Genomic DNA, 18,621 nt, shown 5'->3' on the forward strand with positions numbered 1-18,621 from the left:
GTCAAAAGGTCGCTGTTGAAGATCATTCAGCGACCTTTTGACTCGACTCGATGGGAGCTCATCTGCTTTCTGGACAGGTGGGGTTGCGCTCGGCGATGATCAGGGTCGCGTTTATTTCTTTGAAACCGGGGAGAATCTGGTGTCTGTTCTGCGGAGGGCCGCGGTTGGTGCGGCTCTGACATCCACTGCGGCGCTTGCCTTCATGGGGGCGGGGTCGGCGGGGGCTGCGGGTAATTACTATGGGACGCTGGCGCTTTCGCCGGGGACCGGGAAGGTGGTCGAGGCCACCGATCAGCCGACCTGGGTGGCGGCGGATGCGGCGGCGATCCGGGATTGTGCCGTGTACGACTGCCGGATCATGGTGCGGTTCGCCAATGGTTGCGCGGCGATCGCGCGCGGCGCGGACGGGCAGTACGCGGCGGACTGGGCGCCCGCGCGGGCGGAGGCGGAGCGGTTGGCGATCGCCAAACTCGGTGAAAGCGCGCCGCCGTTCCCGGATCTCGGCAGCGCCTCGCCGCGCGCGGCAAACGTCGTCCTGTCCTCGTGCACGAAGAACGCCAGCTGACTGTCGTGCAGGTAGCGATATGTCGGGTTCATTGTGAAAGCCTCTGCGGCCCAGTCAATTTCACGCACGAAATGATTTGGACAATTCGGTTTCCGTAGCCCATGATCTGACTCGAAGTCATCTATTCCTCGGGGAGGATCACAATGTCGTTGTCGCGCAAGGCTGCTCTGGGCCTGGTCGTGTCATCCGCGGCCGTACTGGTCGCGGCCGGTGCGGGCGCCGCCCAGGCCGAGCCGGACTCGGCGGGCAGGTACTACGGGTCGATCGCGTTGAACCCCAGGAACTGGGACACCGCGTCGGCGTGGAACTACTCGAGCTTCGCCGGGTCCGACGCCCGTGCACTGGCCGAATGCGGCAGCCGGGACTGTGTCGTCGTCGTCCGCTTCGCGGACGGCTGCGGTGCGATCTCGGCGAGCTCGGACGGTCACTGGGCCGTCGGCACCGGCCGGGACCGGGGTGAGGCGGAACGCAACGCCATCGCCGCCCTCGGCCCGCTGGCGCCGCCGTTCCCCGACTTCGGCAGCTCGGCGCCCAAGCGCGCCGAGATCCTGCACTCGCAGTGCTCGCCGGAGTGAGCACGCCGTAACCGAACGAGGGGTGTGCACGCCGAGCGTGGACACCCCTCGTTCCGATTACCCCCGCATTGCGATTACCTCAGCGCCGCAGAATCTTTCGGGCCAGCCAGTTGCCGAAGAACTGGATGCCCTGCACGCCGGCGATGATGATCAGCGTGGCCACCAGGGTGACCTGCCAGTCGAACCGCTGATACCCGTAGACCAGCGCGAAATCGCCGAGCCCGCCGCCGCCGACGGTGCCCGCCATCGCGGAGATGTCCACGATCCCGATCACCACGAAGGTGTAGCCGAGCACCAGCGGCCCCAGCGCCTCGGGGATCAACAGCGTGAAGATGATCCGCAACGGCCCGGCGCCGACCGCCCTGGCCGCCTCGATCACGCCGGGATCGACCGTCACCAGGTTCTGTTCCACGATTCGCGCGATGGCGAACGACGCCGCCACGATCATGACGAACGCCGCGGCGTCGGTGCCGATGGTGGTGCCGACCACCTTCAACGTCACCGGGCCGAGCGCCGCGAGCAGGATGATGAACGGGATCGGCCGCACCACATTCACGATCACGTTGAGCAGCACGTGGATCGGCGCGTTCGCCAGCAGCCCGCCCTTGCGGGTGGTGTAGAGCAGGGTGCCGAGGAAAAGCCCGATCAGCCCGGCGACCACGAAGGTGATCAGCACCAGATAGATGGTGGTGCCGATCGCTTCGGTCAGGACCGGCTGGAGTTTGTCCCAATCTGTCTGCATCGGTACTCCTTTCAGCCCTTCCGGTCGGTTCGAGCGACCTGCGCGGGGTCACCGGCGCGGCGATCGAACTCGTCGATGACCTTGTCGATCGCCTCGTCGGCGCCGTGCAGCGCCAGGGTGACGCTGCCGAACGTCTTGTCCTGCAACGTGCTCACCCCGCCGTAGACCACCTCGAAGCGGACGTCCGCGTGCGCCGCGGTGGCCAGCGCGGCGCCGATGCCGCGCCGGTCGTCGATGTCGACCGTGACCAGCCGGCCACCGTGCAGCTCGCCGAGCCTGCGCAACTCGTCCGCGGACGGCCGGTTGTGCAGGACGGTTTCCACGAACGACTGGGTCGGCGCCGCCTGCGGAGTCGCGAAAACCTCGAAGGTGCTGGCCAATTCGACGATGCGGCCCTCGGCGAGCACGGCGACCCGATCGGCCACTGCGCGGATCACGTCCATCTCGTGGGTGATCACCACGATGGTGACGCCGAGTTCCCGGTTGACCTTCTTCAGCAGTCGCAGCACCTCGCCGGTGGTTTCCGGGTCGAGCGCCGAGGTCGATTCGTCGGCGAGCAGCAGCTTCGGCGAGGTGGCCAGGGCGCGGGCGATGCCGACCCGCTGCTTCTGGCCGCCGGAGAGCTGATCGGGGTAGCTGCGGGCCTTGTCGGACAGCCCGACGAACTCCAGTAGCTCGGCGACCCGGGCCTTGCGCTCGGCCCGCTTCCAGCCCGCCACCTTCAGCGGATACTCGATATTGCCTGCGGCCGTACGGGATCGGAACAGGTTGAACTGCTGGAACACCATCCCGATATCCCGGCGCAGCCGCCGCACCTCGGCCTCGCGTACCCCGGTGATCGGGGTGCCGGAGATGTCGATGGTGCCGCCGGTCGGCTTCTCCAGCGCGTTGATCAGCCGGACGAGCGTGCTCTTGCCCGCGCCGGAATAGCCGATCACGCCGAAGATCTCGCCCTGCTCGATCCGCAGATCGATACTGTCCAGTGCGACTTGGGCATGCGCGCCCTTACCGAAAACCTTGGTGACCGAACGGAACTCGACAGCGGGCGGCTGGTCCGTCACTTGCTGTCGCGGATGGTCTGCTGCACCCGCTGCAGAATCTGTTCCAGCTCGGGGCCGGTGCGCCGCACCTCGACGGCGGTGCCCTTGGTCACCTCGGTGTGCGCCTTCTGCACCTCGGGGTCGTGCCAGAGTTCGACCAGTTGCAGCAGCTTCGGATTGTTCTTGTCCTCGGCCCTGGTCACCAGCGCGTTGATGTACGGCTCGGCCGCCGGGTTCTTCGGATCATCCTTGTACAGCGCCGAATTGGGGTCCACGCCGGAACGCTCGAGGAAGGTGTTGTTGATGATCGAGCCGTCGACCGAGTTGAGCGAGAGCGCGGTCTGGGCCGCGTCGACCGGGGTGACCTTGACCTTGGACGCGCCCTTGTCGATGTCGGCCGGGCTCGGCGACTTGACGTCGCCGGACAGCTTCAGCAGGCCGGCCGCCTGCAGCACGAACAGGGCCCGCGCCTGATTGGTCGGGTCGTTCGGGATCGCGATCTCCGCGCCCTGCGGAAGGTCCGCGAGCGTCTTGTGTTTCTTGGAGTACAGGCCCAGCGGCACGATGTAGGTGGAACCGATCGGCGTCAGGGTGTCGTTGTTCGCGACGTTGTATGCACCGAGGAATTGCAGGTGCTGGAACAGATTCACGTCGATCTGCTTCTGCGCGAGCGCCAGATTCGGTTGCTTGTAGTCGGAGAAGTTCGTGATCTTCAGCGTGATGCCCTTGTCCTTGGCGCGCTGCTCGAAAACATCCCAGGCTTTGTCCTTGTCGGTGGTGCCGATCCGCACTACCGTGTCGGAGGAGGCCTTGTCGTCAGAACCGCACGCCGTAAGGGTGAGGGCCGCGGTGGCTACCAGGACCGGGATCGCCAGTACCCGATGGAATTTCACTCGTGCTCCCGAAAATGCTTGTCGCTATATGAACCCGGTAATCCAAGCGGCCGGGCAGCCGGGGAGACAACGGTTTGGATTGTGGTGAGCAAAACCCTTCCGAAAAGTTGGACGACCGTCTAGTTTGCTCGCAATGCGCTTGATGCACCGACTACTGCTGATCCCCATCCTGTCCGCCCTGGCCGTCGCCTCGGTTTCGTGTGGCGCGGAGCACCGCGACGATGTGATCCGCATCGGTGTGAACGATCTCGCACTGCCGCACTGGGACGTGTACAAGAAGAAGGCCGCCGCGCAGGGCATCGAGATCGAGTTCGTCAACTTCACCGACTACAACCAGCCCAATCCCGCACTGGCGCAACGCCGCATCGACCTCAACAAGTTTCAGCACGTGCGGTACCTGGCCAACTACAACGCCCGCAACAACGACACCCTGGTTCCGATCGGGGCGACCGAGATCTTCCCGCTGGCGCTGTACTCGCGCAAGCACAGGTCGGTGGCCGAGATCCCGCAGGGCGGCCAGATCACCTTGAGCAACAACCCGGCCAACCAGGTGCGTCCGCTGCTGAGCCTGGCCGCGGCCGGCCTGATCGTGCTCAAGGGCAACGCGGGCTGGGACTCCAAGCTGGAGGACGTCGACACCGCGGCCTCGAAGGTGAAGCTGACCCCCATCGACCCGACGCTGACCGCGCAATCGCTCGGCAGCGTCGACGCCGCCTTCGTCGATGACACCTTCGCTCGCCCGGCCGGTCTGACGAAGAACGAGACCATATACACCGACGATCCGGAGCGGCCGGAACTCAAGCAGTACATCAACATCTTCGCCGCGCGGGCCGCCGACAAGGACAACCCGACGCTGCTGAAACTCGCTCGGCTGTACCACGATCCGGAGGTCGAGGCGGCCGTGCGCGCCGAGACCGGTTACCAGGGCATCTTCAAGACCAACGACCCGGCCGATCTCCAGGCCGCGGCCACCGAGCTGGAAGCCAAGTTCCGCAAGTAGTTCCGGCTACGAACGCGCCGATAGAGCCCGCGCGGCTTCCCGTGGCGCGTTCGTATTCGGTTGCAGGCCACGGGAACCGGCGAGCTTCGCCTGCACATGCTCGGCGACGGTGATGGGCGCGTACTTGCTGCCCGTGCCGAGGCACGAGGGCAGCGTTTCGATCAGCGCGTCGAAGTTGCCGTCGTGGAAGAACGCCGCGCTGCGGCGCCGTTCGACGGTGCCGTCGATGATCGGCGGCATCACCCGGTGCAGGGTGGAGAGCCAGCGTTCGTTCGTCCAGCGGGCCATCAGGTCGCCGAGGTTGATCAGCAGGGCGTCGTCGGCGGGTTGCACGTCGTGCCAGTGGCCGTCCGCGCCGAGGACCTGCAGGCCCGGCACCTGATCGGCCCACAGGACGGTGACGATGCCGTAGTCGGTGTGCTCGCCCATGCCCTTGAGTTCGCCGTCGAGGTCGATGCTGCCCGGCGGCAGCGCATAGTTGTTCATGCGCAACACGTTCAGCGAATGGTCGGTGAAGCGGTCGAAGTAGCCCGCGGGCAGGTCGAGGGCGTCGGCGAAGATGGTGGTGAGGGTGCCCGCGACGCGCGCGGCCTCGGCGTAGTAGGCCAGGACGCGCTGCCGGAACGTGGGAAGCTGTGCGGGCCAGACATTTTCGGCGTATCCCGCCGCCGCGGGCAGGTCGAGGCCCGGATAGTCGGCGGTGGTCGTCCCGATATTGAACGCCTCGAAGAAGTCGTTCATCCGCGTCGCCGACGCCACCCCCAGGCTCAGACTCAGGCTCTCGCTCTTCGGCGGTGAATAGCCACGATTGAACTCGACCGCCGTGCGGTAGGCCTCCTTCGTCGGCTGATCGAGGGCGAAGAAGTCGTCGAGCGCGCGGGCGAACTCGTCCAGCACCGTCCGCGCGATGCCGTGCCCGCGGATCTGCATGAAGCCGACGCTCTGCGCCGCCGCATCGATCTGCCGCGCGACCACCGCCCGCTCCGCGGCGCTCGCACCGCCGACGTAGGCAGAGATGTCGATGACCGGAACCTGAAACTCCACGACGCGCCGTCCTTCCGTTGACCGATAACCGTTCCCAGCATGGAACGCGCGAACGTTCCGAATCGTACGTTCGGGTCACATTCCGGTAAATCAGGTTCCAGTTGGGCACGTAGCAACGGGCGTTTTTGGAACCTTGCCTGTTCGAGGCGATTTTCTGCCCGATTCCGCTGGCGTGTCCGCCGCGGCCCGGGCCACACTGGTGCCTCAATTTCCATTCGAGACAGGGGGTTACATGTCAGTGACGCTGCCACCACTGGAAGTGCGGGTGCTCAGTTTGGAGTCCAAGTATCAGAAGATGGACGAAGACCGGCGCGTTTATGAGGACGCCATCTTCAAAACGAACAAGCGGTCGAAGAAGACCCATCGGCGGGTCCAGGGGATTCAGCAGGAAGTCTGGGAGTTGCGCGCGGACTTCTCGACGTTTCGGCTGGAGATGGGGGCTTTCAGGCGCGAGGTCCGCGATGAATTCGCTTCGGTCCGCGATGAGTTCGCTTCGGTTCGCGATGAGTTCGCTTCGGTCCGGGGGGAAGTCGCTTCGGTTCGAGACGAGGTTGGTTCGGTCCGAGGCGAGGTCGCCTCGGTTCGCGATGACGTCGCATCGGTCAAGCGCGATGTTTCGGATCTGAAGCGGGGCGTCAATGCGATCGTGGCACGCCTCGGGGTCACCATTCCCGCGGACGAGAACTAGCGAGTGAGCGACCATTCGAGACAGGGGGCCAGATGTCCGCACCACCGCTGGATCTGGCGGCGCGTGTATGTGTGTTGGAGAGGCGGTCCGAGCGTTCGGAGCAAGACATGGTGGCGTTCCAGGACACGATTGTCGAGACCCATGAGGCGGTCAAGACACTCGTAGTGAGCTTCGAGGCGTTGAAGCGGGACGTCTCGGAGATGAAGCCGATCGTATTCGACACGCAGCGGAGGACGCTGCGCCTCGAACAGGACGTGTCCGTGTTGAAGCAGGATATGGAGACCTTCAGGCACGAGGTCCGCGATGAATTCGCCAGGGTTCGAGGCGATGTTTCGGATCTGAAGCGGGGCGTCGGTGCGATCGTGGCGCACCGTGGGATCGTTGCTTCCGAGGGCGAGAACTAGGAGTTGGACGACCATCCCATCCGTCGTCCTGCGGCGCCGCTCCTTGTTGCCTGCGGTTGCGGCTGATTGCACCGGCGACGGATGGGATCCATTCGACAAGGGCAGGGGGTTGTGTGGAAAGGCTGGACGAGCTCGAGAGCAGGGTGAGTGTGCTCGAAGGATTGGTAGGGGCGCGCGCGACACCGTTCGCGGCAGATGACGGCGTCACGAACGTCCGCAAGCGAATCCTGTCGCTGCAACTGAGCGTGATCGGTATGCGACGTCAGCTGGAGAAGCTCATCGATGACCGGAGCGCCCAGGGGACAACGGTCGCCGCGATCGCGGCCCATCTGGGTGTGAAACCTCCGGTGCAACCGGACGACGGGGACTAAGCCGTAGGCGAAATCCTGTGCGGATGGCGTCCACACCGGACATGATTCCGGTGTGGACGAGCAGATTTATGTGCGATCTCGGCAGGCGCTGCATGCGGTGGCGGAGTTGTTGATCGCGGGGCCGCAGTATCGGCAGCACGGGACGATTCGGTTGCGGGCGGTGCACCAGGGGTTCGGTGGTGTGCAATCGCCGGTGTCGGTGGTCGGCGCGGAATTGGTGTGGGGCGAGGGGCGGGCGCCGCTGCGGGGGACGTACCGGGAACTCGGGCAGCTGGCGGGGGTGGCGGCGGAGCCGCCGAAGGATGTGTACCAGGACACGACGGGCGTCGATCCCGACAGCTCGATCGATATCGATCCCGACGCGGCGCGACTGGTCGGGGACTGGTTTGCGCTGGGGGACAAGGCTTTGCGCACTTTCGCGCCGGACGTGACGCCGGTGCTGTGGCCGGAACACTTCGACCTGTCCATCACGGTCGACGAGGTGAATTACGGTGTCTCGCCGGGCGATTCGTTCCATCAAGCCCCGTACGCCTACGTCGGCCCATGGACCCCGCGCACCGGCGAGTTCTGGAACGCCCCCTTCGGCGCCTACCGCCCCCGAGCGGAAGTGAACTCCGAAGCAACCCTGCTGGACTTCTTCACCCAGGGCCGCAAAGCCGCCGAATAACCCACCCCCGCACCACTTCTGATTTCTCGCACCGAATTCCGCATGCGATTTTCGGTGCGGGAAATCAGGAGTGGTGCGTGATCGCGGGTTAGCGTGCGGCGCGGTGGTTGTCGCCGGCGAGGCGGCCGCGGCGGATCAGGGCGCGCTTGGTGCCGGGGGCGATGGCGGCCGCGTCCAGCTGCGAATCCGGTTCCGGGTCATTGGGATTCGGCCGGACGAACAGGGTCACCGTGGCGGCGGGGATGAATCCGCTGCGGGTCATGAGGGCGGTGGAAGCGGCGTTGCGGTCCTCGACGTCGGTGACGATCCGCCGGGCGCCGCGCGCGAACAACGCCTCCGAGCAGACGTCGACCAGCCGCCGCGCGATGCCGTGCCCCTGCATGTCCGGCGCGACCGCGATCCACTCGAGGTAGGCCCAGTCGTCGCGGTTCTCGAATTCCATCGACCCGAGCACGAAACCAACCACGCGGTCTGAATCGAGCGCGACCCAGCAGGCGTTGTCGGGGCTGTCCAGGTGCTCGGCGACCGAGGTCAGCGACCACGAGGTGTACGGCTTGGTGGTGATGTCGAAGACTTCGTGACCGAGATCGAGGACCTGGCGCAGGTGGCCGAGACCCATCGGGACGATCACAACGGCGGAATCCATACCCGACAGTTTGCCAGGAGTATGCGCCGGTGCTTACGCGCCCTTGCGGGCCGCCGTCTTCTTGGCCGCCTTCTTCGCCGGCTTCGCGGTGGTCTTCTTGGCCGCGGTCTTCTTCGCGGCCGCCTTCTTCGCCGGTTTGGCCTTGCCGTTGTCCTCGGCCTCGCCCGCCGCGCGCCGGCCGCTGGCCTCGAGGCTGCGTTGCAGCGCGGCAACCAGGTCGACCACCTCGGCGTCCATCTCGGCGGGCGCGGACTCGGGTTGCTCGGGCACCTTGCCGGTGCCGCTGGCGATCGCCTCGTCGAGCAGCCGCTTGAGTTCGATTTGATATTCGTCGGTGTACTGCTCCGGGTCGAAATCGTCGGACATGGTCTCGACCAGTGTCTCGGCCATCTTGATTTCCTGCGGTTTCGGCGCGGCGACGCCGTCGAGGGATTCGAACTCGACCTCGCGTACCTCGTCCGGCCACAACAGGGTCTGCAGCACGAGCATGCCGTCGCGCACCCGCAGCGCCGCGAGCCGGGTCTTCTGCCGCAGGGTGAAGTGCACGAGCGCGGTGCGGTCGATGCGTTCCAGCGTGGTCGCGAGCAGCACGTAGGCCTTGGGCGTGCTGGAATCGGGTTCCAGGTAGTAGCTCTTGTCGAACAGGATCGGGTCGATCTGCTCGGACGGCACGAACTGCAACACCGGGATCTCGTGCTTCTCGGCGGCGGGCAGTTTGGCGAAATCCTCGTCGGTGAGAATGACCTTGTCGCCCTCGGGGGATTCGTACGCCTTATCGATGTCGGCGTACTGCACGGACTTGCCGCACACCGTGCAGACGCGGTCGTATTTGATCCGGCCGCCGTCCTTGGCGTGTACCTGATGGAAGCGGATGTCGTGGTCCTCGGTCGCGGTGTAGACCTTGACCGGGACGTTCACCAGCCCGAATGCGATCGAGCCCTTCCAGATCGACCTCACAGCTGCATCCCCTCGACGCGGGTACCTCGGATGTGTGCCGGACGCTAAGTCCCACTCATCCTTCCATGATGGCCGACGGTATTCGAATACGCGAGCGAATGCCGATCCCGAGTGTCGCGGTGGCGACGCGCCGACGGAGCTGGGGCGGAAGTGTGCCGAAAAGGGTGCTCATCGCGACAACGGTGCCGGTCAGGTCGGTTCGCCCGGACAAATAGGCGCGCTGGGCGGCGGGCGGCAGGTCGAAGAAAGTGTCGAAGAAGACCGGTAGGTCTGTCGGGGGTAGGGCGAGCAGCGCGCGCAAGCCGGCGGCGCGGAGCCGGTAGACGGCGCGCGCCGACGCGGGCCACGCGCGCGCCCCCGTCGCGACGGTATCGGCCGCGGCCAGCGACGCGGCGACGCTGTATCCGGTGGCCGGATGCGCGAATCCGCCTGCGGCGCCGAAGGTTCGGCGTCCGGGTCGGCCTCCCTCGACCGGGAAGCGCACCCGCTCGATTCGTTCGTCGCCGGTGAATTCGATTCCGCGGGAACGCAATCGGTGGTGCAGGCGATCGCGCAGGGTGGTGCCGTCGAGCGCGGGCCGCCCGGCCAGGCAGGTCTCCTCCAGCAGCATCGACCCGTCGCCGAGCGGCACCGCGTAGAGGAACGACCGCGGCGCGTCGGCGGGCGCGCCGTTATCCGCGCGCCAGTCCATGAACAGCGATTCGAGCCCCGCGCAGTGCCGTGCGTCGAGCACGAGCCCATACGCCGTCTGCTCGGCCAATGCGACAGATCGGGCAATTCCCCGCGCATCGAAGGCCCGTCGGGCCGTCAGCGTCCGTCCAGAGGCCAGTGTGACCGTGTCTGCGGTCAGTGCCACCGCGCGATCCGCGACGACCTCGGCGCCGGTCAGATCGAGCGACTCCCGCAGCCGGTCCGAATCGAGCACGACATAGGGGCGATCGATCCGATGCGCGCGCGTGCCCCACGCCGTCGGCTGATCGACCGTGGCCGCGATCGCCAGCGGATCCAGCCACCCGGGCAGCTCGTCGCCCCACGCCGCGTAGGTCGCCGACCACCGCCGGTCCGGCGCGGGATCGACCACGGTGACCGACAACCCACGCGTGAGGCATCGATGCGCCAACGCCCGCCCCGCGGGCCCCAGCCCGCAGACGACGATGTCCGCGGTCATGCGAGCGCCGTCAGCAGCGGCCCCGGCGGCCGCCGCACCGCCCCGCCCCCTACCGGAGCGGTAAGAAGGCCCGGCCGGGATGGGGCGACCGTCACACATCTGACGGGCGTGACCGCCGTGCGAAGAACAGCCGTCATCGGCGAGTCGCCAACGGGCACCGGCATTTCGGAGCGGTCAGAGTCCGCCGGTGGACAGCAGCCCGCCGTCCACCCGCACCGTCTCGCCGGTGACCCAGGCCGCCTCGTCGGAAACCAGGAACCCGATCAGCCGCGCGACATCCTCCGGCGTACCGAGCCGCTTCAGCGGGTAGACGCTCGCCGCCCGCTCCTCGTCGGCCGAGTACAGCGCGTCGGCGAACTTGGTCTTGATCACGCCGGGCGCGACCGCGTTCACCCGGATCTTCGGCCCGAGTTGCCAGGCCAACTCGTCGGTGAGCCGGATCAGCGCGGCCTTGGACGCGCCGTACGCGGCGATCACGCCGGACGACCGAAGCCCGGCGACGCTGGCCACGTTGACCACCGCGCCGCCGTGCTCGCCCATCCACGCCTTGTACGCCTGCTGGATGTAGCCGAGCGCCGCGACCACGTTCACGTCGAAGATCTTGCGCACCGCGTCGAGGTCGGCCTCCATCAGCGAGCCGAACACGGGGTTGATGCCGGTGTTGTTGATCAGGATGTCCACCGAACCGAACTCGGCCATCAGCCGGTCGACGGCGGCGGCGCGGTCTTCGGCGTGACCCGAGTTGCCGGCCAGCGCGACGACCTCGCCCTGATGTCCGAGGGCCCGCAGCTCCGCGGCGGTTTCGTCGAGGGGGTCCTTCTTGCGCGCGGTGATCAGCACGTTCGCGCCGCGGCTCAGCAGCTCCGCCGCGACGGCCTTGCCGATGCCCCGGCTGGCCCCGCTGACGAGCGCGCTTTTGCCCAACAGATCTGTACTCATGCCACGGCAGGTTACTCGCCGGTTCAGTTACCGCCGTCACACCCGAGTCGCTGGGTGTAAAAGCGCCGCCGGAACCCGGGTAAAATCAGTGGTTCTTGTGCATACCGCGTCGCACAATCGAGTAGCTACCGCCCAGCACCACCGATCCGCGAGGAGAAATCTGTGATCACCGCGACCGACCTGGAGGTCCGGGCCGGAGTCCGCACCCTGCTGTCGGCCCCCGGACCGGCCCTGCGGGTGCAGTCCGGCGACCGGATCGGACTGGTCGGGCGCAACGGTGCTGGCAAGACCACCACGCTGCGCATCCTGGCGGGCGAGGGCGAGCCGTACGCCGGAAAGATTTTGCGCTCCAGCGATATCGGCTATCTGCCGCAGGATCCGCGCGAGGGCAATCTCGACGTCCTGGCTCGCGACCGGGTGCTGTCCGCGCGCGGCCTGGACACGCTGATCCGCGACATGGAGAAGCAGCAGGCGCTGATGGCCGAGGTGGCCGACGAGAACGAGCGGGACAAGGCGGTGCGCAAGTACGGCCGCCTGGAGGAGCGATTCTCCGCGCTCGGCGGCTATGTCGCGGAGAGCGACGCCGCCCGGATCTGCAACAGCCTCGGCCTGCCGGATCGCGTGCTCGGCCAGGCGCTGCGCACCCTGTCCGGCGGTCAGCGGCGTCGAATCGAGTTGGCGCGCATCCTGTTCGCCGCCTCCGACGGCAGCGGCGGCCGCTCCGACACCATCCTGCTGCTCGACGAGCCGACCAACCACCTCGACGCCGACTCGATCACCTGGCTGCGCGGTTTCTTACAGAACCACGACGGCGGCCTGATCGTGATCAGCCACGACGTGGAACTGCTCGGCGACGTGGTGAACAAGGTCTGGTTCCTGGACGCGGTCCGCGGCGAGGCCGACGTCTACAACATGGGCTGGCAGAAGTACCTGGACGCGCGCGCCACCGACGAACAGCGCCGCCGCCGCGAACGCGCCAACGCCGAGAAGAAGGCGAGCGCGCTGCGCGTGCAGGCGGCCAAGCTCGGCGCCAAGGCCACCAAAGCCACTGCGGCGCAGAACATGGCCAAGCGCGCCGACCGCTTGATCGCCGAGCTGGACGACGTGCGCGTGGCCGACAAGGTGGCCAGGATCAAGTTCCCCGAGCCGGCCCCGTGCGGCAAGACGCCGCTGATGGCGGAGAACCTGACCAAGGTCTACGGCTCGCTGGAGATCTTCACCGGCGTCGACCTGGCCATCGACCGTGGCAGCCGGGTCGTCGTGCTCGGCCTCAACGGCGCGGGCAAGACCACGCTGCTGCGCATGCTGGCCGGGGTCGAGCAACCGACCGCGGGCAACCTGATCCCCGGACACGGTCTGAAGGTCGGGTACTTCGCGCAGGAGCACGACACCCTCGACGATCAGGCCACGGTGTGGGAGAACATCCGCCATGCCGCGCCGGACGCGGGGGAGCAGAGCCTGCGCAGCCTGCTCGGCGCGTTCATGTTCACCGGTCCCCAGTTGGAGCAGCCGGCCGGCACGCTGTCCGGTGGTGAGAAGACCCGCCTCGCGCTGGCCGGGCTCGTCTCCTCGGCCGCGAACGTGCTGCTGCTCGACGAACCGACCAACAACCTCGATCCGGTTTCGCGCGAGCAGGTGCTCGATGCGCTGCGCACTTACGCGGGCGCGGTCGTGCTGGTCACGCACGATCCGGGCGCCGCGGAGGCGCTGTCGCCGGAGCGGGTGATCTTGCTACCGGACGGTTCGGAAGACCATTGGTCGGCCGAATATTTGGAACTTATTCAGCTTGCGTGACTTTCATCACAAGAATCCGTTGATCACGGACCCTCGAGTGCTTAGCCTGGAAAGAGCTGCTCGGCGACTCGGAGGAAGCCATGAGCGACAGGCCAACGCAAGTCAAAGCCACCCTGGGTAAGGGAACACGTGTCACGGGGAAGTCCCGGGACCGCCTACAGACCCAGTTGAAGAAGCAGTACGAGGCAGGGGCGAGCATTCGCTCGCTGGCGCGAGCGACCGGTCGCTCCTACGGCTTCATCCACAACGTGCTGGTGGAGTCGCATGTGCAACTCCGCAGTCGCGGCGGTGCCAACCGCCGTAAGAGCCAGTAGCGTCCGGACGACTCGAAACCGGTTTCGGCGGTATGTTTTTCGCCGACACCGGTGAGTTCGGCGGGCCGGTGCGAGTTCAGGCCCGGCCGCTTTCGGTGCTGCGCGGTCGATCCGTTCCAGGTCGGCGTGCCGGTGACGATTGTCGCGCGGGCACAAGCTGATCCGTTCGTGTGCGCGGGATGTGCTTCGGCCGCTGAGGCTTCCGGGCGCCCTCGATGCGACGGCGGTCCGGGTGTGTGGAAACGGCGTGGTACCAGTGGCTCTCGTCAGTAGCCGCTGACCGCGCCGTCGCCGTCGACGAGGAGATTGGCGAGGCTGCGGAAGATCGGCAGGCCCGTCTTGATCTCCAGGTAGGCGAACTGTCCCTGCGGGTTGACCTCGAGGAAGTAGTACTCGCCGTCGAGGCCGAGCCGAATGTCCAAGACACCGAAGGACAATCCGAGCGCGCCCATCAGCGTGGCGAGCGACTTGCTCACCGACGCGGGCAGGTGCTCGGGCGCGAAATCGACCGAGGTGTCCAGCCGGGAATCGACCCGGCCGACGCCGGCCTGCGAGTCGATCCGCACCGTCCACTCGACGCCGTCCACCCAGACGACCCGCAGATCGCACTCGGCGTCGATGTAATCCTGGAACGTGGTCGGCGAGGAGCGGATGCCGGCGAGCCTGGGATAGTCGGCCTCGGTGATGATCCTGGTCTCGGCGAACTCGGCGCGACTGGTTCCGGTGCGCTTGTAAACGACTGGGCCGGGCCGGGATTCGGCGAAGCTGCGGGCCTCGTCCGGATCGTTGGTGATCAGCGTCTCCGGCACCGCGAAGCCGGCCCGCAGCGCGGTCTCCAGCTGCACGATCTTGCGGGTCGCGGTGCGGTCGGCGCCGGGGTCGTTGACCCAGCCGGCCGGAATGGACCAGAGCATGCCCTGGATGAAGCTGTCGCATTCGGCCTGGCGGTACTCGTCGTCGGCGGCGCGCACCCCGCCGGGCACCTGGCTCAGGTGCGGCCTGCGCCACCAGACCGAGCGCACGTCGTCGAGCCCGATCACATGCGAGAGCGACCGGGCGGTGCCCAGCCGGTCCAGCCGAAAACTGCCCGACTCCCGGGGGAAGTCGCGCAGGTCGAGGTGAATTGCGTTGAGCGCGTGGTGTTCTCGCAGCGTCGCCGCCATCGCGGTGGCGTGTAGATCGTCGGTTTCCGACACTATGAGGACCGAGCTCGCCCGCCGTGCCGTCATGCGCGCACCGCTCAGTCGAGACTGTCGCAGTTGATGCCGTCGTCGCTGGTCGCGAGCGACTTCGTCTGGCAGTACGTGAAGGTCGCGCCGTGCGCGCCGGTGAGGTCGGCGAGTTGCATGCGGTCGGCCCAGGTCTCGGTGAGCTGCTGCAACTGCTCGTCGCCGAGCGCCGCGGACGGCGCCTCGGTGAGCGTCATCGGGCGGTCGACGAGATCGATGCGCAGGCGGCGGGTGAAATCGGCGGTGGCGCCCGCGCGGATGTCCACCAGCACCGGGCGACCGGGGCCGTCGGACACGGTGCAGACGCCGTCGGGCACGAACGAGACCCCGTCGGGCAGTGGCGAATCGAGTACGCGCAGCACATCGGACCGACAGAAAGTCCACGTTCCCTCGGCGACCCGCACGGTGATGTCGCGTTCCGACTCCGCTACCAGCAAACCCTGGAGCGGGGGAACGCGGTCACTCTTCGGCGCGGTGCCAGGGAGGCGGAGTGCGTCGGTCATAACTGTTTCTCCGATCTGCTCGCGATTTGCCACGACCCCCGAGCGTGAACTGGATCATATCGCGGAGGGAGGCCGGATCGGTTCGGATCGGGAGATTTCACGGCCGGTGGCAAACCAGATTTCGATACCGGATGCGCTAGCGCCGAAAGATTTTCGGTACACCATCGATAGTTCTTTCGCAACCGATTAGCTATTTCCGAACGGAATAGTTGAACTACCCATAGCCGAAGGTTGGCGGCTGTGCATCCGTACTTACTGTTTCGCTTATCGGGCAGGTCGAGGCGCTCGGCCTGCGATGCGAGGGGTTCGCTCCGCGGGTGGCCTGCGTGCGGTTGGCGAGATCGAACCACCCGGCGGTCGCCGATATCGCGGTGGTGGCGGTTGCCGTCGGGTTTGCGGATCCCGTGCCGGGGTTCAGCGGCGGTTGGCGTTGCGCTCGGCCCACCAGTTCGGCGCGTCGACGAAGTGATTGTCGAATTCGTCCTGGGCCGCGGCGAGTTCGGCCGGCTCCGCGTCGCCCTTGGCGATGCGGTCGAGTAGCCGGAAGTAATCGAAGCGTTGCACGCCGGGCGTGAGCGCGATCATGATTCGCGCCCCGCTGTCGGGCGTGGCGCCGAATGCGTGCGGCATGAACTTGGGCACGACGATCGAGCCGCCGGCGATCACGGTGACGATCTTGTCGCCGGCCAGCAGTTGCAATTCGCCGTCCGCGACGTAGAAGAGTTCGTCGGAGGTGGTGTGGAAGTGCGGCGCCGCGCCGTCCGCGCCCTGGCGCATGGTGACCTCGAGTGTGCTGAGCGTGCCGTCGGTGTCGGCCGCGTCGAGCAGTAGCCGCATGGTGACCGCGTCGGTGCCGAGGGTCTCCGCGTCCCGCGCCTGCCGGATCGCGACGTCTGTGCGGGGAGTGGTGGTGCTCATCGGGCGCTCCAGGTAGTTCGTTGACTGATAATTCGGTACCGAACTATATATCGGCGAATAGAATCCTGTCCATGGTTGAAACGCCCGTGCCCCCGCCGGATCGCGCCGCGGCGGATCCCGTCGACGTGATCATCGATCAGTGGCGGCGCGAGCGACCGGATCTCGAGCTGGAGGCGATGTCGATCCTCGGCCGGCTCGCGCGGCTGCTCATCATCGGGCAGCGGGTGGTCGAGGGGGTCTTCACCGCGCACGGATTGCAGCGCGGGGAGTTCGATGTGCTTGCGGCGCTGCGCCGTTCGGGTGACCCGTATGAGTTGAACCCGTCGGTGCTCGCCGACACGCTGATGCTGTCGCGGGCGGGGATGACCGGGCGGCTCGACCGGCTGGAATCGGCCGGTTTCGTCCGCCGGATCGCCGACCCGGACGATCGGCGGGCCGTGCGGGTCGCGTTGAGCGAGGACGGTCGCACGCTGATCGACCGCGTGGTCACCGCGCACGCGGAGAACGAGACTCGGATGCTTGCCGTGCTTTCACCGGAGGACCGCGGGGAACTCGACCGGATCGTCCGGGTGCTGCTGGGGAGTTTGGAGTCGGGGGAGTAGTCGAGTTCGCCGATCGCGCAGCGTGTCCAGGCCTGCGAATGATCCGCACACCCTCTCGGGATCGGCACCGACGTTAGGGCCCTGAAGACAGCGCGAATCTCTAATGCGGGTGCGGATTCTGGTGTGGGATGGGGTTCGGAAGCAGCCGGTGCGGTGCACGGTTCGGGATCTCGGGGGGTGGGCGTCAGGGATGTATCAAAACGGCGGGTGGGATCTTGTCCGGGGATGTGGGGCGCGGTTGGATCGAGGGGTGACCACAACTTTCGGCCTAGGTCGCGCGCTGCGCGGGGTGTCCGGGGTTGTCGGGTGTCGTGCACGGGATCTTCCGTCCGCCCTGGAGCGTGTCGGCTTCGGGAGTGAGGACGAACCGCCGAGTCCCGGGTCGGTCTGACCTATCGTCCGCGCGCCGAATGTGTTGCGCGAGTTTCTTTCAGCGTGCTCGACCTGTGTGTTGTTGCGCGCGTTATTCATCCGTGCTGGTGAGCGCGGATCCATTCTCCGCGTGCGGCTTCGGTGATCGACAGGCGCGCGCGTCCTCGATAGGAGAGCTATGTCCGAATTCGTGTCCGGCACCCGGACCGTGCTGGTGACCGGTGTCGATGAGCGGCTCGGTTATGCGACGGCTAGGCGCTTGGCGACCGACGGTGCGATCGTGATCGTGCATGCCCAGGACAAAGAACTCGCCGACTACGCGCTGGAACGGTTGATCGCCGATGGTGCGCAGGCGCGGCGGTTGCGGTCGGTGCACGCCGACTTCACCGAACCGGCCGAGGTGGAGGAGTTGGCGGCGCTGCTGGCCGCGACCGTGCCTGCGCTCGACGCGCTGATCAACGCGGCGGCGATGCCCGGGTCGCCGCGGCGTTCGCGCACCGCGGACGGCAACGAGCTGACCTGGCAGTTCAACTATCTCGCGCCGCAGCGGCTGACCCTCGCCCTGGTCAACGCGCTCGCGCGGGCGCGGGGCCGGGTCGTCAACGTGACCTCGCGACTGCACGTCGGCGGCAATATCGACTACTCGGACTTGGACCGCAATCGCGGCATCTACACCCCGATGTCGGTCTACGCCCAGTCCAAACTGGCGCTGACCATGTTCACCCGCACGCTCGCCGAGACCGGCCCGACCGGATTGACCGCGATCAGCGTGAGCCCGGCCGATTTCGAGATCGACATGCCGCAGCTGCGCAGTCACGTGACCGCGCCCGTCGACGCCGCCGCGGATCTGCTGGCGCTGTTCGGCGACGCGTCGACGCGGGTGGTCAACGGTGGCTACTACGACGGGATCGAGGAAGCGAAACCAGCTGCGCTGGTGCGCAATTCACGCGCTCGCGCTCGGCTGGCGGCGTGGAACCGGCAGCCCGCGTAATCCTCTACTACCGAACGAGAGCAGGCACGCCGGTGTCCAAGCGGGCGAACCGGAAACGCGCCCGCCGGAGGCGCAAAGCCAACCACGGCAAACGTCCTGACCCCCCGTTCCGTCGCGCCACCCCACGGGGCGGCCGCGGGGGCGGGCGGCCGTGTTTGTTGGGTGGGGGGATCGTCGAGTTATGTTGGCACCGCCAGGG

Annotated in this window: 22 protein-coding genes; 11 read left to right on the top strand and 11 right to left on the bottom strand. The window is 66.9% G+C overall.

Annotated features, from left to right (window positions below):
- Window positions 1–202: 202 nt before the first annotated feature.
- Both ACFQ9K_RS24205 and ACFQ9K_RS24210 read left to right on the top strand, forming a co-directional pair.
- A complete protein-coding gene (locus tag ACFQ9K_RS24205) occupies window positions 203–565 on the top strand; it encodes a DUF4189 domain-containing protein (protein ID WP_378725755.1) in 363 nt (120 codons plus the stop codon).
- 143 nt (window positions 566–708) lie between these two features.
- Window positions 709–1,140 carry a DUF4189 domain-containing protein gene (locus ACFQ9K_RS24210; RefSeq protein WP_378725754.1) on the top strand — a complete coding sequence of 144 codons (432 nt, stop codon included), beginning with the start codon at window positions 709–711 and terminating at the stop codon, window positions 1,138–1,140.
- 79 nt (window positions 1,141–1,219) lie between these two features.
- Here the strand turns inward: ACFQ9K_RS24210 and ACFQ9K_RS24215 are convergent, their stop codons facing one another.
- The 3 genes from ACFQ9K_RS24215 to ACFQ9K_RS24225 are packed head-to-tail and all read right to left on the bottom strand — an operon-like array spanning window position 1,220 to window position 3,815.
- Window positions 1,220–1,882: a methionine ABC transporter permease gene (locus ACFQ9K_RS24215; protein WP_378725751.1), complete on the bottom strand. Its 663-nt coding sequence runs from the start codon at window positions 1,880–1,882 to the stop codon at window positions 1,220–1,222.
- Window positions 1,883–1,893: 11 nt separating this feature from the next.
- The gene (locus ACFQ9K_RS24220) at window positions 1,894–2,943 is read right to left on the bottom strand and encodes a methionine ABC transporter ATP-binding protein (protein WP_378725749.1); all 1,050 of its coding nucleotides are present in this window, start codon (window positions 2,941–2,943) and stop codon (window positions 1,894–1,896) included.
- Window positions 2,940–3,815: a MetQ/NlpA family ABC transporter substrate-binding protein gene (locus ACFQ9K_RS24225; protein WP_378725747.1), complete on the bottom strand. Its 876-nt coding sequence runs from the start codon at window positions 3,813–3,815 to the stop codon at window positions 2,940–2,942. Before ACFQ9K_RS24225 ends, ACFQ9K_RS24220 begins: the two co-directional genes overlap by 4 nt.
- Before the next feature lie 133 nt (window positions 3,816–3,948).
- Between ACFQ9K_RS24225 and ACFQ9K_RS24230 the strand changes: the two genes are divergently transcribed.
- Complete coding sequence (locus ACFQ9K_RS24230; RefSeq protein ID WP_378725745.1) at window positions 3,949–4,815, top strand: MetQ/NlpA family ABC transporter substrate-binding protein; 867 nt, start codon at window positions 3,949–3,951, stop codon at window positions 4,813–4,815.
- 6 nt (window positions 4,816–4,821) lie between these two features.
- Here the strand turns inward: ACFQ9K_RS24230 and ACFQ9K_RS24235 are convergent, their stop codons facing one another.
- Complete coding sequence (locus ACFQ9K_RS24235) at window positions 4,822–5,859, bottom strand: isopenicillin N synthase family dioxygenase (RefSeq protein WP_378725743.1); 1,038 nt, start codon at window positions 5,857–5,859, stop codon at window positions 4,822–4,824.
- Window positions 5,860–6,091: 232 nt separating this feature from the next.
- Here ACFQ9K_RS24235 and ACFQ9K_RS24240 point away from each other — a divergent pair, with 232 nt between their 5' ends.
- The 4 genes from ACFQ9K_RS24240 to ACFQ9K_RS24255 all read left to right on the top strand — a co-directional run bounded on the left by ACFQ9K_RS24240 (window position 6,092) and on the right by ACFQ9K_RS24255 (window position 7,989).
- On the top strand, window positions 6,092–6,547 hold the full coding sequence (locus tag ACFQ9K_RS24240) for a hypothetical protein (protein ID WP_378725742.1): 456 nt from the start codon (window positions 6,092–6,094) through the stop codon (window positions 6,545–6,547).
- A gap of 32 nt (window positions 6,548–6,579) precedes the next feature.
- Entirely contained in the window at window positions 6,580–6,951 is a 372-nt protein-coding gene (locus ACFQ9K_RS24245; protein WP_378983632.1) for a hypothetical protein, read from the top strand.
- 113 nt (window positions 6,952–7,064) lie between these two features.
- On the top strand, window positions 7,065–7,322 hold the full coding sequence (locus tag ACFQ9K_RS24250; RefSeq protein WP_378725738.1) for a hypothetical protein: 258 nt from the start codon (window positions 7,065–7,067) through the stop codon (window positions 7,320–7,322).
- Between the two features lie 52 nt (window positions 7,323–7,374).
- Window positions 7,375–7,989 (top strand): hypothetical protein, encoded by a 615-nt coding sequence (locus ACFQ9K_RS24255; RefSeq protein ID WP_378725736.1) that lies wholly within the window; start codon window positions 7,375–7,377, stop codon window positions 7,987–7,989.
- A gap of 88 nt (window positions 7,990–8,077) precedes the next feature.
- Here the strand turns inward: ACFQ9K_RS24255 and ACFQ9K_RS24260 are convergent, their stop codons facing one another.
- The 4 genes from ACFQ9K_RS24260 to ACFQ9K_RS24275 all read right to left on the bottom strand — a co-directional run bounded on the left by ACFQ9K_RS24260 (window position 8,078) and on the right by ACFQ9K_RS24275 (window position 11,699).
- Window positions 8,078–8,635: a GNAT family N-acetyltransferase gene (locus tag ACFQ9K_RS24260; RefSeq protein ID WP_364731376.1), complete on the bottom strand. Its 558-nt coding sequence runs from the start codon at window positions 8,633–8,635 to the stop codon at window positions 8,078–8,080.
- A gap of 33 nt (window positions 8,636–8,668) precedes the next feature.
- Window positions 8,669–9,592 carry a Ku protein gene (locus ACFQ9K_RS24265; RefSeq protein ID WP_378725734.1) on the bottom strand — a complete coding sequence of 308 codons (924 nt, stop codon included), beginning with the start codon at window positions 9,590–9,592 and terminating at the stop codon, window positions 8,669–8,671.
- Window positions 9,593–9,647: 55 nt separating this feature from the next.
- Window positions 9,648–10,760, bottom strand: a complete 1,113-nt coding sequence (locus ACFQ9K_RS24270) for a lycopene cyclase family protein (protein WP_378983635.1) — start codon at window positions 10,758–10,760, stop codon at window positions 9,648–9,650.
- Between the two features lie 174 nt (window positions 10,761–10,934).
- On the bottom strand, window positions 10,935–11,699 hold the full coding sequence (locus ACFQ9K_RS24275) for an SDR family oxidoreductase (RefSeq protein WP_378726201.1): 765 nt from the start codon (window positions 11,697–11,699) through the stop codon (window positions 10,935–10,937).
- Between the two features lie 162 nt (window positions 11,700–11,861).
- Between ACFQ9K_RS24275 and ACFQ9K_RS24280 the strand changes: the two genes are divergently transcribed.
- Window positions 11,862–13,493 (top strand): ABC-F family ATP-binding cassette domain-containing protein, encoded by a 1,632-nt coding sequence (locus tag ACFQ9K_RS24280; protein WP_378726203.1) that lies wholly within the window; start codon window positions 11,862–11,864, stop codon window positions 13,491–13,493.
- 80 nt (window positions 13,494–13,573) lie between these two features.
- Complete coding sequence (locus tag ACFQ9K_RS24285; protein WP_040736162.1) at window positions 13,574–13,807, top strand: helix-turn-helix domain-containing protein; 234 nt, start codon at window positions 13,574–13,576, stop codon at window positions 13,805–13,807.
- Between the two features lie 266 nt (window positions 13,808–14,073).
- Here ACFQ9K_RS24285 and ACFQ9K_RS24290 read toward each other — a convergent pair whose 3' ends face one another.
- The 3 genes from ACFQ9K_RS24290 to ACFQ9K_RS24300 form a co-directional block, all read right to left on the bottom strand.
- Window positions 14,074–15,003, bottom strand: a complete 930-nt coding sequence (locus ACFQ9K_RS24290) for a hypothetical protein (protein ID WP_378726205.1) — start codon at window positions 15,001–15,003, stop codon at window positions 14,074–14,076.
- 44 nt (window positions 15,004–15,047) lie between these two features.
- The gene (locus ACFQ9K_RS24295) at window positions 15,048–15,539 is read right to left on the bottom strand and encodes a hypothetical protein (RefSeq protein WP_378726207.1); all 492 of its coding nucleotides are present in this window, start codon (window positions 15,537–15,539) and stop codon (window positions 15,048–15,050) included.
- 414 nt (window positions 15,540–15,953) lie between these two features.
- Window positions 15,954–16,457 (bottom strand): cupin domain-containing protein, encoded by a 504-nt coding sequence (locus ACFQ9K_RS24300; RefSeq protein WP_378726210.1) that lies wholly within the window; start codon window positions 16,455–16,457, stop codon window positions 15,954–15,956.
- A gap of 71 nt (window positions 16,458–16,528) precedes the next feature.
- Between ACFQ9K_RS24300 and ACFQ9K_RS24305 the strand changes: the two genes are divergently transcribed.
- Together ACFQ9K_RS24305 and ACFQ9K_RS24310 are read left to right on the top strand one after the other, a co-directional pair.
- Entirely contained in the window at window positions 16,529–17,059 is a 531-nt protein-coding gene (locus ACFQ9K_RS24305; RefSeq protein ID WP_378726212.1) for a MarR family winged helix-turn-helix transcriptional regulator, read from the top strand.
- A 550-nt stretch (window positions 17,060–17,609) separates the two neighbouring features.
- Window positions 17,610–18,422 (top strand): SDR family NAD(P)-dependent oxidoreductase, encoded by an 813-nt coding sequence (locus tag ACFQ9K_RS24310; protein ID WP_378726214.1) that lies wholly within the window; start codon window positions 17,610–17,612, stop codon window positions 18,420–18,422.
- The last annotated feature ends 199 nt before the right edge of the window (window positions 18,423–18,621 follow it).

Origin of the sequence: Nocardia sp. NPDC056564 (assembly GCF_042793755.1) — a bacterium.
In the GTDB taxonomy this organism is placed as follows: Bacteria; Actinomycetota; Actinomycetes; order Mycobacteriales; family Mycobacteriaceae; genus Nocardia.

What these genes read in the sequence shown, in the direction of transcription:
- ACFQ9K_RS24245 (WP_378983632.1), top strand. Translation starts at nt 6,580, where the DNA reads ATGTCCGCACCACCGCTGGATCTGGCGGCGCGTGTATGTGTGTTGGAG.
- ACFQ9K_RS24240 (WP_378725742.1), top strand. Translation starts at nt 6,092, where the DNA reads ATGTCAGTGACGCTGCCACCACTGGAAGTGCGGGTGCTCAGTTTGGAG.
- ACFQ9K_RS24230 (WP_378725745.1), top strand. Translation starts at nt 3,949, where the DNA reads ATGCGCTTGATGCACCGACTACTGCTGATCCCCATCCTGTCCGCCCTG.
- ACFQ9K_RS24285 (WP_040736162.1), top strand. Translation starts at nt 13,574, where the DNA reads ATGAGCGACAGGCCAACGCAAGTCAAAGCCACCCTGGGTAAGGGAACA.
- ACFQ9K_RS24295 (WP_378726207.1), bottom strand. Translation starts at nt 15,539, where the DNA reads ATGACCGACGCACTCCGCCTCCCTGGCACCGCGCCGAAGAGTGACCGC.
- ACFQ9K_RS24210 (WP_378725754.1), top strand. Translation starts at nt 709, where the DNA reads ATGTCGTTGTCGCGCAAGGCTGCTCTGGGCCTGGTCGTGTCATCCGCG.
- ACFQ9K_RS24215 (WP_378725751.1), bottom strand. Translation starts at nt 1,882, where the DNA reads ATGCAGACAGATTGGGACAAACTCCAGCCGGTCCTGACCGAAGCGATC.
- ACFQ9K_RS24310 (WP_378726214.1), top strand. Translation starts at nt 17,610, where the DNA reads ATGTCCGAATTCGTGTCCGGCACCCGGACCGTGCTGGTGACCGGTGTC.
- ACFQ9K_RS24260 (WP_364731376.1), bottom strand. Translation starts at nt 8,635, where the DNA reads ATGGATTCCGCCGTTGTGATCGTCCCGATGGGTCTCGGCCACCTGCGC.
- ACFQ9K_RS24205 (WP_378725755.1), top strand. Translation starts at nt 203, where the DNA reads ATGGGGGCGGGGTCGGCGGGGGCTGCGGGTAATTACTATGGGACGCTG.
- ACFQ9K_RS24305 (WP_378726212.1), top strand. Translation starts at nt 16,529, where the DNA reads ATGGTTGAAACGCCCGTGCCCCCGCCGGATCGCGCCGCGGCGGATCCC.
- ACFQ9K_RS24270 (WP_378983635.1), bottom strand. Translation starts at nt 10,760, where the DNA reads ATGACCGCGGACATCGTCGTCTGCGGGCTGGGGCCCGCGGGGCGGGCG.
- ACFQ9K_RS24300 (WP_378726210.1), bottom strand. Translation starts at nt 16,457, where the DNA reads ATGAGCACCACCACTCCCCGCACAGACGTCGCGATCCGGCAGGCGCGG.
- ACFQ9K_RS24275 (WP_378726201.1), bottom strand. Translation starts at nt 11,699, where the DNA reads ATGAGTACAGATCTGTTGGGCAAAAGCGCGCTCGTCAGCGGGGCCAGC.